This is a genomic window from Paenibacillus amylolyticus, assembly GCF_036894225.1.
Lineage (GTDB): Bacteria > Bacillota > Bacilli > Paenibacillales > Paenibacillaceae > Paenibacillus > Paenibacillus amylolyticus.
On record NZ_CP145892.1, the window covers coordinates 5533127 to 5547859 of the forward strand.

Sequence of the window (14733 nt, forward strand, 5' to 3'; positions counted from 1 at the left end):
GGGGCCTTTTATTGCCCTATATAAGGAAATATAATTATATTTTACACGATAACGGAGAGGACAGAAATAACGTGAAGAAGCGAAGCGGTCGCCTAAAAGCTTTCTGAAAGAAAGCTGCATCGGAAGCATACGCTATCCCCGGATTTCCCCTTCAAAAATATGGAAATCAAAATAATCCGGGTATAACAGCGATCGGAAAGTTATTCTGTCATCGGAGTGGCCAGTGTAAATATTCCACAGTTAACTTATATGGACAAAAAAAATGAACCCGCTCGCGCGGGTCCCAACAGCATTATCTATTATCAAAAAGGGGGTCATGAGATAAGTTTACCCCCTGTCTGTTAGAGTTCAATTGCAGCTATATTTCAATTGTGTAACAAATGATTGAAGTTCGATTCATTCACGTTTGGCTACTCTTACTCTATGTCATTGCGGCTTGTCAGATACCAGGGTTTGCAGGTCTTTTTCCTGAAGCGGTCTGACGTATTGTTCCCGATACATGCTATACACTTTAACATCCATCAGGGATTCTGATCCCTCGTCATCCTCATCATTCAGTCCGAACGAGGGAAGACTCCGCTCATAGGACATCCCTATTTTGCTTAGCACCCGTTGTGAAGATACATTGGCCTCATAACAACGTGCTTCCACCCTCCCCAGATGAAGATCGTCAAATCCAAACTGCAACAGCCGCTGTACCGCCTCGGTAGCCACACCCCTGCCCCAACAGGACCTGTTCAGGATATAACCAATCTGTGCGGTACCATTCTGATCATTCCAGTGCTGGAATGAGGTGATCCCAATAACTTGTTCCTTGCCTCTCCAGCAGATCCCATAATGTAACGAATCCAGCTTGGCGCTGCTGCTCCGTATCTGGTTCAATAACCGTCTCGCTCGGATTGGCGTGGGCTGGCTTCCCCTATTCACATATCTTATGACTTGAGGATCGGAAAAGAGTTCCGATAATGTGCTGTAATCACTTTGACGTAATGATCGCAGGACAAGACGCTCTGTCCACAAAGCCGGCAGACCTTGAACCAGCATTTTTCGGGTAAGCATGACAATCGCTCCTTTTGCCTAAACGGGCTCTAGTCCGGTAAGACAAGCATGCTCTGATGATGATCCGGCGTAATACCATTTGAACTGATCCACGAACTTTAGTATTCGCATTTTAGTATTAATATATTGCATCATTCAATTCCTCACGCTAAAAGGTCCAGATGCTGACTACTCCTGCAGCCCGCGATAGATACCCGTACGAATCTCACGAATATAGAAATCCAATGCAGGAACATTCGCCGACTGTGCAATCTGTACTTCTCGCTCAATATCATAAGGCACCCGCACGAATTGAACATTGAACGGGGTATTGTTATCGTTGCTGTCTTCACCCTCCAGAATACAGTAGGAAGCTTGGGGAAGATCGAGTGGATTACCAACACTGCCTGCATTAAACAGTAACTTGCCGTTCATATACTGCAAGTATGCGTTATGCACATCCCCATAACCTACAACATCTGCAACACCTTGCTCAGGCTCATCAGCCGGAGGATCAAACATTGCCAACCTCTTTTCCATCGCGTCCCACGGCTGTACACGATGGTATACACTTTGAGGTGAAGCATGGACCAGACGGATGGTGCGACCGCTCAGTTGAAATTGATGACTGAAGGGTAGGCCCGCCAAGTACGCCAATCGTTCCTCACCCAGCCGCTCTGCTTGCCACGTAAAGTTCTCGTTGTCTTGGTTAACCGCGACCAGTTCATCCCAATTGCCACGGATAACAAGTTCGCACGTCGCTCTCACCTGATCCACAACCTGTACCGGTTCTGGCCCCTTGCCCACGAGGTCACCAAGACAAAAGATTCGCTCCACGCCACGACTTCGGATATCTTTTAACACTGCTTCCCAGGCAGTCATGTTGCCATGAATGTCGGATACAATCGCAATTCTTTCCATCTGGATAACCTCCATTCATGTTCAATCCTTTATGTTTTAAATTCATCTTATATTCTTTTATGTGGTTGATCCTTTAAGCTCAAACACCGTTAATTCTGGTCTGCACAGAAAACGAATGGGCAGTTGAGTCATGCCAAAACCACGATTCACATACACCGGCATCTGTGTCTGGGTGGTGTAATATACCCCCTGGACATCCGTGTAATACAACCCTTGAACATACTTGTGTGAACCTCGCGGAGTTGTCAGTGCCCCGATCCAAGGAAAACGTACCTGTCCACCATGGCTATGACCGGAAAGTTGTAATCCGAAACCATAGGGAGTGGCAATATCGGCATAATCCGGTTCATGCATAAGTAACAATTTCCACACATCATGATCCAATCCCTTGATAGCTTGGGCAGGATCAGGCCTGCCTGTAAGTGCGTCATCCAGTCCAGCTATGGCCAGACGTTCGCCCCCTTGTTCAATCACCACATGTTCGTTCCGTAACAAAGTGAATCCAGCTTCACGGAACATGGTTGTCACTTCATTCTGCTGTCCGCCCCGATAATCATGATTCCCCAAAACTGCAAATTTGCCATACTTCGCTTGCATGGAGGCGAGTACCGGAATACATTCACGCATCGGCTCTGCTTCCCTCTCAACTATGTCTCCGGTAAAACAAATCAAGTCCGGTTGCTGCTCCTCAATCGTTGCTGCCAGCTTTTTCAGCTCTTTCACCCCGGTATGAAAACCAAGATGGGCATCGCTGAACTGAACGACACGCAAACCGTCAAATGCCTTTGGAAACTTCGGAAGTTTCAGCGCCACTTGCTTGATCTCCAGACGACGCGGTTCCCATAACCAGGCATAACCTCCTGTAAGCAAACTGGCACCCGCTGTCATCAAAACCATACGCAATAAGAAACTTCGGCGAGAGGGATCATGATCCTTTTCTTCTCCAGGAAACACAGACTCTTCTGCACCTGATGCTTTGTGCGAGCGCTGGGACGGCGAGTTGTTGCTGCCCTGACGCGGTGTCTCTGCCATATCTCCCCCTCCTTCTACGCTCTTAATCCATCCCCTTAGTATATCATATTCTGCATGGGTAGCCCGGTTCCTCTGCTTCATTACAAAAAGAAGCCGGGATCTCCGGCATGTTGCTGCACGGGATCACGACTTCTTCTAAGTTGCAGATTACACTTCTGCACATGTTATGACGAGATTATACACCCAACCAGCGTTTGAACATATGCTTGGTCGTTTGTTTGTTCATTTCGGCAATGGAGGTTGTCAGTGGAATGCCTTTTGGACAGGATTGCACACAGTTCTGTGAGTTACCACAGCCCTCGATGCCTCCGTCTTCCATCAACGCTTCCAGACGATCGTCGGCGTTCATCTCCCCTGTTGGGTGAGCGTTGAACAAACGCACTTGAGACAGTGCTGCTGGACCGATAAAGTCTGTTTTCTCATTGACGTTCGGGCATGCCTCCAGACATACACCACATGTCATACATTTGGACAGCTCATATGCCCACTGACGCTTCTTCTCAGGCATCCGTGGACCTGGACCGAGGTCATAGGTACCATCGATCGGAATCCATGCTTTTACGCGTTTCAGGGCGCTAAACATCCGGCTACGGTCGATGACCAAGTCACGAACCACTGGGAATGTCTTCATCGGTTCGATACGAACAGGCTGTTCGAGCTTGTCGATCAGGGCTGCACATGCTTGACGTGGCTTGCCGTTGATGACCATGGAGCAGGCACCGCAGACTTCTTCGAGACAGTTGGAATCCCAGCACACGGGAGCAATGGATTTGCCATCTGTATTGACCGGGTTCCGCTGAATCTCCATCAGGGCGCTGATCACATTCATGTTGGGACGGTACGGAAGCTCAAATTCTTCGTTGTACGAAGATGACTCCGGGCTATCCTGACGGGTGATGATAAACTTGACGGTTTTGTTGGCTGTAGCTTGTTCCGCCATATCGTAGTCCCCTCCTCTGGTGACGATGATTGGTGTTGCTGATACGCAAAGTTACTGGTTTGGTGCACGGGAGACGCTTCGTCAGCGGAATGCCCCTCTGATCGCTGTTATCCCCGGATTTTTTTGATCAACCCTTCCCAGGGTTAAAATCCGGTGATAAAGGCGAGCGCTTCGCTTCTTCTGGGCATTTCCGCTTCCTCCGCTACGTCGTGCACACAGGGTCACTTTGCTGGAAACTGCTCTCCAATTCATGCTGGATGGGCAGTATTGAAGTTCTGAAGCATCGCTAAGGCGCTTTGCTTCTTCTGGGTATTTCCGCTTCTTCCGCTATGTTGTGCACTGGGTAACTTTGCTGGAAAACTGCACTCCATTCATGCTGGAGGCAGTATTGAAGTTCTGAAGCATCGCTAGGGCTTTGCTTCTTCTGGGTCTTTCCATCACTTTGATGGCAGTAACTTTGAAGAAGCTTTGCTTCTCCAAAGTTCTCCTGCCTCTCCGTTCAGGTGTTTAACTATTCATTGCATGAATAGTGTGATACTTCTTAATCCTTGGAGTAGTCCCGGATACGTGGTGGGATCAGGGATACGTCTACTGGCTCGTACGAGATTTTCGGGCCTTCTTTCGACCAGCTTGCGATAGTCGTTTTCAGGAACTCTTCATCATTACGTTCCGTGAAATCCGGTTTGTAATGCGCGCCGCGGCTTTCGTTACGCAGCAGTGCGCCCAGTGTCATTGCTTCTGCCAATTCAATCATGTTCCACAGTTGGCGAGTGAATGCTGCGCTCGGGTTATTCCAACCAGAGCTATCATACATGTTGATTTTGCCATAACGCTCTTTCAATTCCTTGATCTTGCCAATCGTGGCTTCAAGCTTGTCGTTGTAGCGCACAACCGTCATATTGGCTGTCATCCACTCGCCAAGCTCTTTATGAATGACATAGGCATTTTCCGTGCCCTGCATTTTCAAGATGCCTTCGTACTTGTCGCTTTGTTGTTTGGTGTGTTTCTCAAATACGGAAGATGGGATATCAGCGGACGACTTTTTGAGTCCTTTGATATATTCAGCCGCTTTTGGTCCAGCCACCATACCACCATAGATCGCAGATACCAATGAGTTTGCACCCAGACGGTTCGCACCATGGTATTGATATTCACATTCACCAGCTGCGAACAGCCCCGGAATGTTAGTCATTTGGTTGTAATCTACCCACATGCCGCCCATGGAATAATGGACTGCCGGGAAGATTTTCATTGGGATTTTACGCGGGTCATCACCCATGAACTTCTCATAGATCTCAATGATTCCGCCCAGTTTAACGTCCAGTTCCTTCGGATCTTTGTGCGACAGATCGAGATAAACCATGTTCTCGCCGTTCACACCCAGACCCATATCAACGCAGACGCTGAAGATTTCACGAGTCGCGATATCACGTGGAACCAGGTTACCGTAGGATGGATATTTTTCTTCAAGGAAGTACCAAGGTTTTCCGTCTTTGTACGTCCAGATCCGTCCACCTTCACCACGCGCGGATTCAGACATGAGACGCAGCTTGTCATCCCCTGGAATGGCTGTTGGGTGAATCTGAATGAACTCCCCGTTTGCGTAATTTACACCTTGCTGATACACCGCACTTGCTGCTGTACCTGTGTTAATTACAGAGTTGGTCGTTTTACCGAAGATGATCCCCGGACCACCACTCGCCAGAATAACCGCTTCTGCCGGGAAGGTCTGTACCTTCATCGTTTTCAGATCTTGGGCTACGATTCCGCGACAAACGCCTTCATCATCCAAAACCGCCTGCAGGAACTCCCAGTTCTCATATTTCGTTACAAGACCCGCTGCTTCCCAGCGACGTACCTGCTCGTCTAATGCATAGAGCAATTGTTGTCCTGTTGTCGCTCCTGCAAATGCCGTACGGTGATGCTTCGTTCCCCCGAAACGACGGAAATCAAGCAAACCTTCCGGTGTCCGGTTGAACATTACGCCCATACGGTCCATCAAGTGAATGATGCCAGGTGCTGCTTCGCACATCGCTTTAACAGGAGGTTGGTTCGCAAGGAAGTCACCGCCGTATACCGTATCATCAAAGTGTACCCATGGGGAGTCACCCTCACCCTTGGTATTTACCGCTCCGTTAATGCCGCCTTGTGCGCATACAGAGTGGGATCGTTTAACAGGAACCAGTGAAAATAAATGAACATGGACTCCGGCTTCAGCCGATTTGATCGCCGCCATCAATCCCGCGAGACCGCCGCCCACAATAATTACATTCGTTGATGCCATTGCTGTTCACTCCCTTATAAGTCAGCATTTATACGCTAAATGCTTAAATTAGAACTGTTTTTACTGCGTCAATCATCGAAGTAGCTGTCTGGAAATCAATGCTCCGGAAAGCAAATAGTGAAGCAATAAACATGATGGAAACAATAGCGAACAAGCTCATACATACGTAAGAGGATACACGCTGCGCACGCGGACCAACTGTAATTCCCCAGCTAACGAGGAACGACCACAGACCATTGGCAAAGTGATATGACGCCGCAACCACACTGATCATATATATCGCAAAGGTTATCGGATTCGTCACCGCATCATGTATGACGCCGCCAATCTCTTCATGGGATACATTACCCAGCGCAATCTGTACTCGCGTCTCCCATACGTGCCAGATGACGAATACAAACGTAATAATACCGCTTACCCTCTGTAACGTGTATCGCCAGTTGCGCTCATTACCGTAGCGCCCAACGTTAGGCTTGGCCTGATAGGCAATGTAAAGACCATAAACACCGTGATAGAACAACGGCAACCAGATAAGTAATGCCTCAATTACAATAACAAGAGGCAAACCGTTCAGAAATGCAACGGCACCGTAAAAAGCTTCTTTGCCGCCTTCAACTGCCGTGAAGTTCGTCACCAAATGCTCAACAAAAAACAAACTGAGCGGAATGACGCCAAGCAAGGAGTGCAGCTTTCTGGAGTAAAACCCTTTCATAAAATGTCGATCCCCTTTCGCTAAATACAACGTTTTCATAAATGATTTCACTTATCATGACACGAATCCTTTTCCATGAAAAGGTTCGACAAATTGTTCCGTTTTCCCCAGGTGTGAACAACTTGTGTCACGGTTCATGTTACTCCTTTTTTTCTTATAAGGGAATTGCAATATAATTATTAAATGTTATAACCTATAGGTATAAGCAGTGAAACATTGGGTTTACAGGCTATACAACATGGAAAACGATTGAGCAAGGGCAAGAATCACATTCATGGAAAAGAGGTTATTGTTCATGTTTGAGGAGTTAAATGCATTTGCAGCGGTCGTGGAGCAGTCCAGCCTGAACCGTGCATCCAAGTTACTGAACTTGTCCCAACCCGCACTCTCACGCAAAATCGCCAAATTGGAGGATGAACTCGGAGTTGCCCTGTTCCACCGCCGTGGCAAACGGCTGGAGTTAACCAGTGTGGGCCAGTTCACCTATACCTATGCTGTAGAACAGAAGCAGCAACAACAGAAGTTCCTCACTATGCTGGCCCAGTATAAAGACGAAGAACAGAGCACCATTACACTCGGAGCCAGTCTGACGACGCTTCAAACTACGTTACCACCTCTCGTCAATGCCTTTATGGAGAAACATCCAAATGCCGAACTGAAACTGTTGACGGGTAAAACACATGAGATTGTCTCGTTTGTGCGTGACAAAAAAGCCGATGTAGGCATTGTCGCCTCCTCCATCAGTGAAGTGGGACTTAACTGTGTGCCGCTCTTTGACGATCACCTGGAACTGGTTGTGCCGCTTACACACCCCTTGTCCGGTAAGGAAGCCGGGATGGAGCATTTGCAGGATCTGCCGATGATCACGTTCTCCAAAGGCACCTGGTATCGCAAATTAACGGATGATCTCTTCCAGCGCTGTGCCGTGATGCCGGATATTCGCATGGAGATTGATTCCTTCGAAGCGATCATCCGACTTCTGCCTTCCGCCAAAGCTGCTGCTCTATTGCCCAAGTCATATCTTCGTCCACAATTGCTCGCGGACAATGATCTTGTTTCTGTTCATTTGCCTCAATTACAGCAGACCCGCAGAACAACTTGTATGATCTATGGGGAAAAAGAGGACCTCAGCGAGACCTCCAGACAATGGGTCAAGGAGACAGCTGCACTCTTTACAGCAAAGGCGCTATTGCCCTCACGGAGGGCTACGACGCCTTTGCCTTGATCTGAATCAGCCAGGTTCTAACGTCTGGCTTCCATATTTAACTCATGATAATTATCAGCTCTCTTGGCTGATAACCTCTTCTTCAAATCGGTCGATATCTGCATTATTACCAATAATGACCATGATATCCCCCATTTGAAGCGAATCCAGTGCCGTCGGAGCGATAATGACCCCAGCTTCTTTCTGTAACGCCACAATGCTGCAACCAAAACGTACACGTGCATTCAGGGTCGAAAGGGTTTTGTTGTGCAGACAGGCGGGAACCTTCATCTCGACAATACTGTAATCATTGGATAATTCAATGTAATCCAGCAAGTTCGGGGTAACCAGCTGGTGGGCAACCCGAATGCCCATATCCCGCTCAGGATAAACGACACGATCAATCCCCAGTTTATCCAATGCGCGTCCGTGAAGGACGGATATGGCCTTGGCCACGACCGTCTTGACGCCCAGCTCTTTTAACAGAATCGCGGTGAGAATGCTCGTCTGAATATCATCCCCGATAGCAACGACACAGCAGTCAAAATTTCGAATACCCAGGGAGCGTAGCACTTCCTCGTCTGTGGCATCGGCTACAACGGCATGGGTGACCAATTCACTAATGTCTTCGACGACTTCTTCATTTTTATCGATCCCGAGCACCTCGTAGCCGAGTTCCATTAATTCCTGTGCCAGACTGGAGCCAAACCGCCCAAGCCCAATCACCGCAAACTGCTGTGTTTTCATTGTTCTTCACGAACCCCTTATCCAAATCAATTTCAAAACTCACTAAAAATAGATTTATCCAATAATCATTTTGCCTTCCGGATACCTGTATAACTCTTTACCCTTTTTCTGCCCAAGTGCATACGCTAATGTAATCGGTCCAAGCCTTCCTGCAAACATCGTAAAACAGATCAGGAGTTTGCCCAATGTAGTCAGTTTCAGCGTCAGTCCGAGCGATAATCCAACGGTACCAAAGGCCGATGTCGTTTCAAATAAGATCATCATAAAACTGGCGTCTTCTGTGGTACTTAATGCCATCGTTACAGCTATGATGAACAAAAGCGCCAGCAATGTAATGGTAAGCGCCTTGAAGATCCGTTCCTGTACGAGCCGGTAGCGGAAAAACACGATATCTTCACGTCCACGCATCATGGCGATGACCGCTCCAGCCATAATCATAAATGTCGTTGTTTTGATCCCGCCTCCGGTAGAACCCGGCGAAGCACCAATAAACATCAGGATGATCATAAAGAACTGTGTTGCCTGCCTGAGTCCGGCAATATCTACCGTATTGGCTCCTGCTGTTCGCGGCGTAACGGACTGGAAGAATGAACCGAGAATTTTGCCACCCCAGTTCAGGCCACCCAGTGTCCGTGGATTGCTAAATTCAAATACGAAAATGACAAGTGCACCAAACACAATCAACAATCCAGTCATTAACAGTACAACTTTGGAGTGCAGAGACAACTTCCGCGTTTTGCGGTAATCCACCAGGTCTGACAACACCACAAAACCGATACCGCCAGAGACAATCAGGAACATTGCTGTAAAATTAACCAACGGGTCATACACATAACCGGTCAGACTGCGGAAATCCCCAAACATATCAAAGCCCGCATTGTTAAACATCGAGATCGCATGCCAATAGCCATAATAGATCGCCTGCCCAACCGGCATGTCGAACGACCAGCGGATGGCAAACAGTGTGCCACATATGCCTTCGATAATGAGTGAGTAGATCACAACTTTACGAATGAGCCGGACGATGCCCTCCATCGTGCTCTGGTTCATCGCTTCCTGTAGAATCAACCTCTCCCTGAGCGAGATCCGCCGTTTGAACGCAATAGCAACCAATGTGGACATTGTCATGAAGCCCAGTCCGCCAATCTGAATCAGAATCGCGATCACAACCTGACCCAGCACCGAGAAATGAGTCCCTGTATCGACCACAACCAAACCAGTGACACAAACAGCCGAAGTTGCTGTAAAGAGCGCATCAATAAATGCAAGACTGTCACCGTTACGGTTGGATGCCGGAAGCATTAACAGCAGTGTGCCTACCAATATGATGCCAGCAAACCCTAACACAAGAATACGGGGTGGCGATAATCGCATCCATTGCACATTCAGTTTCACTTGAGTATCTTCCACCTCTTCTGAAATGAAAATAACTCCACACCCGTGGAGCCTTCTTCATTTGAAATGCTGTTCCCAAACGTTAAACAAGTATGATTCAGATTAAAACGACATATATAATGAAGTTGGAATATATCCTATTCGTTCCCTTGTTGGGCGAAAGACATGCGAATCATTGCACATTTGTTTCAAAATTATAAGCGCTGCGACGTTTGTAGACAAAACGTTTTTTGTGTAAATCGGATCGAATTCAGCCAAAAAGGGAAGAACTCAGATATGGCGACGGATGGATCAGATTCTTTCGGTCCTTTTCATTCATTTTCAAGGATTTACACCTGTTTTCGTTACATCATTGGCATTCGGTGCTTGGCCTGTGCTATGTTAACTTTAATATCCATATTAGTGCGTGTTCAAAAAGGGCGGTTTTCAGTACCAAGAAGATGGGATGAAGATAGAAATGGAGTAGCGGAGCGTAGATCGAGCTACGTGAGCAACGGACATTTCGGCTGAATTCCATATTCGATGCTGATGATGCCGTTAGGCAAACTTCGTAATCAAAAGCGGACTTTTTGAACTACCTCTATCAATAAAGGAGGAACACCATTACATGAATCCCTTAGGGCAGCCTTTGCAACTCAAGGCTAACTTCAAGCGGCTGGGGTTGCTTGCGGCGATTGGCCTGATTCTATTTTTTGTATTTCAGATCTTTCCTGCTACCTCATCACAAACGACAGAAATTTCGTCTACGTCCTTCATAACCAAGGAGCAGGCGAAGCAATCCGCACGATCATTCGCAGCTTCTGTGAATGACTATACACTGCCAAATGATGATGCAAAAAACCTGGTAACCTACCAGACACATTCAGATATCTACGGGTATATGGCCAAAACCAAACAACTTGATACCTATAACCAGAAATGGGAAACAAGCTATCCTTACGATGTATTCCGCGTTCGTTTGCCTGATCAAGACAAGGGCGGTTATCTTAATGTTGACGTACATATGAAAACAGGAAAAGTCGTCGGCTTCAAACGGGAACTTCCTTCTTCACTCTATACCGCCATTGAGGCAGAACAAAGCACTGGGAAAGTGACCACATCGCAAGTGCTTGCCGAAGGCAATATGTCTCTGGACGAGAAACAACAGCTCGCGGCTGGCGTTCTGACCGAATTCGGTTATGAAGTGCCGACTCTTCAACTGGATACTCGCGATGGTGAAGCGGGACTGAAGTATACAGATTCTGCAAAAGCCATTGGAGACTCCAAGCTGGAACTGAACTTTACGTTTGAAGAGGGTTCAGTACGATCGTTCGATCCTGGCTTCTCGGTCCCTGAATCCCATACCGATTATGTGAAAGCTCAGACGCGTCAAGCCAACTGGATGACCTATGGCGGCTATGCGTTCCTGACCCTTGTTCTGGGCGTGCTGGCAATCATCTATAGCATTCTGACCCGAACACATACGTCTTTCAAACGCGGGATCATTCTCTCGGTGGTGTATTTCGCAGCTTCGGTGATTGGCACGCTGAACATGATTCCTCTGCTCCAGGCACAGGGATTCTCCAACTTCATGTTAGCGTTCCTGATGTTATTTCAGATAGGCATTACACTGGTCATGAGTGCAACCATCTATCTATCCCTCGTTGCCGGTGACGGCATGTGGCGTAAAATCGGTCTGAACCCTTGGCCTCGTGCCAAAGAACCGGGATACGGAAAATATGTACTTCACAGTATGTATGCTGGTTACCTGTGGGCATTCATTCTACTGGGTGTGCAATCCATCCTGTTCTTCATACTAGAGCGAAGCATTGGCACATGGTCAACGACGTCAGCAGATCAATCTACATTTAATATGAGCTACGCATGGATCTTCCCGATTATGGCCTGGATGGCCGGTATTGGTGAAGAAACTGTTTATCGACTGTTCGGCATTCGTATGATGCAGAAGATTGTGCGTAATACGTTTATCGCATGTCTGATCCCAACCATCATTTGGGCACTTGGACACACATTGTATCCGATCTATCCAGTAATCACCCGTCCCATTGAGCTGATGGTGATTGGATTGCTGTTCAGTCTGATCATGCTGCGTCACGGCTTCATTGCCGTTGTATTCGCTCATGTGATCTTCGACAGCTTACTGATGGGACTCAGCCTGATCTTTATGGGCGATGCCCTCAATATGGCTGCTGGACTCTTCTGGATTGTACTCCCGGCCATTGTTGGATATGTGGTCTACAAATTCAATCCAAAACAAAAAGAGAAGCCGTATGTTACGACTCCTCATCCCGAAGTGCTGCAATAATCTGATTTGCCAATTTGTCACCAATAGATAGAGGCCGGAAGTCTTCGACGCTGGCCTCTTTTATTTTGCGTAAAGAGCCAAAATGCTTCAACAGCAGCTTACGCCGCTTCTCTCCGATCCCCGGAATGGCATCCAAACGGGACGTCACCATCGATTTACCCCGCTGCTCGCGGTGGAACGAGATCGCAAAACGGTGGACCTCTTCTTGTATCCGCTGCAACAGGTAGAATTCCTGACTATCCCGTGGCAGGGAGATGACTTCCGGTGGATTACCGATCATCAACTGCGAAGTCTTATGCTTGGCATCCTTCACCAGACCGCATACCGGAATAAACAGCCCCAGCTCATTTTCCAAAATATCGACCGCAGCCGATATCTGTCCTTTACCACCATCAACCACAATCAGGTCAGGCTGGGTCAGGTTTTCTTTTAATACCCGCTCGTAACGGCGACGGATGACCTCTCTCATCGTTTCATAATCATCCGGCCCTTCAACCGAACGGACCTTGTACTTCCGATATTCCTTCTTATCCGGTTTACCATCGGTAAATACGATCATGGCAGATACCGGGTTCGTACCCTGAATGTTCGAGTTATCAAACGCTTCAATACGGTGAAGCTGGTCCAATCCAATAAAGCGTCCCAGTCCTTCGGCAGCTTTGGATGTCCGTTCTTCATTTCGCTCAATCAAACGGAACTTCTCTTCCAATGCCACACGTGCGTTGTCCACGGCCATGGTGATCATCTGGCGTTTCAATCCACGTTGCGGAATGAGCACTTTAATCTCCAACCACTCCTGTAAAGCAGCAGCAACCTGAGTTGGGTCTTCCAGTCCTGATAGAAGCTTTTCAGTTGAATCAGTTGTATCCGTTATTGGAGCATCCTCTTGCATACTGTCAGGTTGTTCACCTTCTGCCTCAGTGGAACCTCCGTAAGCTGCACGAGTCTCAGCAACCAGTGGTTGGGAAGCGTTACTGTGCTCCACTTGTCCCGTCTGCTCGAATTCTACCGTAACTGCGGCAGATGCTGTTCCGTCTGCATCAGATACCGTATCTGTACTTTCGTCTCCGGTTGACATATCCTTGGGCATTTCCGGCAGCAAAATCTCTTGTGGCAATGCCGGATTATCGCTGTAATACTGTGTTACATAGGACATGAAATCACTGTACGCCTCACCGTAAAACGGGAAGGTTGATACGTGACGTTCAATCATTTTACCCTGACGCATATATAGAATCTGGACACACATCCAGCCTTTATCAATGGCAAAACCAAATACATCACGGTCTCTGGCATCGGCCATCGTAATTTTCTGTTTTTCCATCATCGCATCAATGGCGATTACCTGGTCGCGCAGTTCCTTGGCACGTTCAAAATAAAGATCCTCCGCAGCCTCTTGCATCTTACGCTGCAAATCCTTCTTAATCTCTTCGTGACCACCGCTCAGAAATGAACCAATCTCTTGGGAAATCTGGTCGTACTGCTCCTTCTCCACTTCCTTCACACAAGGGGCAAGACACTGTCCCATGTGATAATAGAGGCACACTTCTTTGGGCATTACACCACATTTGCGCAGTGGATACATGCGGTCGAGCAGTTTTTTCGTTTGGTGTGCCGCATACGAGTTCGGATAAGGTCCGAAGTATTTGGCTTTATCTTTCAGCACACGCCGGGTTACTTCCAGCCGGGGGTGCTTTTCATTTGTAATTTTAAGATATGGGAATGTCTTGTCATCCTTAAGCAACACGTTGTACCGCGGCATATGTTTCTTGATCAGGTTACACTCCAGAATGAGTGCTTCCATGTTACTGCCCGTCACGATATATTCGAAATCACGGATTTCGGACACCAGACGCTGAGTCTTTCCGTTATGACTGCCGATAAAATAAGAGCGTACGCGGTTCTTCAGCACTTTAGCCTTACCTACATAGATAATGGTGCCTTCACTGTTCTTCATCAGGTAACATCCCGACATGTCTGGCAGCAAAGCGAGCTTGTGGCGAATCTGCTCCAATGCTTTCTCCTGATCCTGCAAATCATTGATGAATTGATCCATAATTCGGTGAATCCTCCTTCCCGAAAAAGCTGAAATTCTCACCTTACATGAGTTACTCCGATGACAGAATGACCTTTCGATCGCTGTTATCCCCAAATT

Annotated in this window: 11 protein-coding genes; 2 read left to right on the forward strand and 9 right to left on the reverse strand. The window is 47.5% G+C overall.

Annotated elements, in window-relative coordinates:
• Positions 1-426 precede the first annotated feature (426 nt).
• From V6668_RS24510 to V6668_RS24535, 6 genes are all read right to left on the reverse strand, one after another.
• A complete protein-coding gene (locus V6668_RS24510; RefSeq protein ID WP_053061418.1) occupies positions 427-1059 on the reverse strand; it encodes a GNAT family N-acetyltransferase in 633 nt (210 codons plus the stop codon).
• A 168-nt stretch (positions 1060-1227) separates the two neighbouring features.
• The gene (locus V6668_RS24515; protein WP_338706965.1) at positions 1228-1959 is read right to left on the reverse strand and encodes a metallophosphoesterase family protein; all 732 of its coding nucleotides are present in this window, start codon (positions 1957-1959) and stop codon (positions 1228-1230) included.
• A 57-nt stretch (positions 1960-2016) separates the two neighbouring features.
• A complete protein-coding gene (locus V6668_RS24520; RefSeq protein ID WP_076329008.1) occupies positions 2017-2991 on the reverse strand; it encodes a metallophosphoesterase in 975 nt (324 codons plus the stop codon).
• A 175-nt stretch (positions 2992-3166) separates the two neighbouring features.
• Positions 3167-3931, reverse strand: coding sequence for a succinate dehydrogenase iron-sulfur subunit (gene sdhB / locus V6668_RS24525; protein WP_036605794.1), 765 nt, complete (start codon positions 3929-3931; stop codon positions 3167-3169).
• Between the two features lie 541 nt (positions 3932-4472).
• A complete protein-coding gene (gene sdhA / locus V6668_RS24530) occupies positions 4473-6215 on the reverse strand; it encodes a succinate dehydrogenase flavoprotein subunit (protein ID WP_036605793.1) in 1743 nt (580 codons plus the stop codon).
• 43 nt (positions 6216-6258) lie between these two features.
• Positions 6259-6927: a succinate dehydrogenase cytochrome b558 subunit gene (locus tag V6668_RS24535; protein WP_036605792.1), complete on the reverse strand. Its 669-nt coding sequence runs from the start codon at positions 6925-6927 to the stop codon at positions 6259-6261.
• A 295-nt stretch (positions 6928-7222) separates the two neighbouring features.
• On the opposite strand from V6668_RS24535, the gene V6668_RS24540 reads away from it, so the two are divergent.
• Positions 7223-8152: a LysR family transcriptional regulator gene (locus V6668_RS24540; protein ID WP_338706966.1), complete on the forward strand. Its 930-nt coding sequence runs from the start codon at positions 7223-7225 to the stop codon at positions 8150-8152.
• A 54-nt stretch (positions 8153-8206) separates the two neighbouring features.
• Here the strand turns inward: V6668_RS24540 and V6668_RS24545 are convergent, their stop codons facing one another.
• Positions 8207-8878, reverse strand: a complete 672-nt coding sequence (locus V6668_RS24545) for a TrkA family potassium uptake protein (protein WP_338706967.1) — start codon at positions 8876-8878, stop codon at positions 8207-8209.
• A gap of 54 nt (positions 8879-8932) precedes the next feature.
• Entirely contained in the window at positions 8933-10252 is a 1320-nt protein-coding gene (locus V6668_RS24550) for a TrkH family potassium uptake protein (RefSeq protein ID WP_076329071.1), read from the reverse strand.
• Between the two features lie 628 nt (positions 10253-10880).
• Here V6668_RS24550 and V6668_RS24555 point away from each other — a divergent pair.
• Positions 10881-12578 (forward strand): type II CAAX endopeptidase family protein, encoded by a 1698-nt coding sequence (locus V6668_RS24555; protein WP_338706968.1) that lies wholly within the window; start codon positions 10881-10883, stop codon positions 12576-12578.
• On the opposite strand, the gene uvrC is transcribed toward V6668_RS24555, so the two are convergent.
• Entirely contained in the window at positions 12547-14634 is a 2088-nt protein-coding gene (uvrC, locus tag V6668_RS24560) for an excinuclease ABC subunit UvrC (RefSeq protein WP_338706969.1), read from the reverse strand. The genes V6668_RS24555 and uvrC overlap by 32 nt on opposite strands.
• Positions 14635-14733 lie beyond the last annotated feature (99 nt).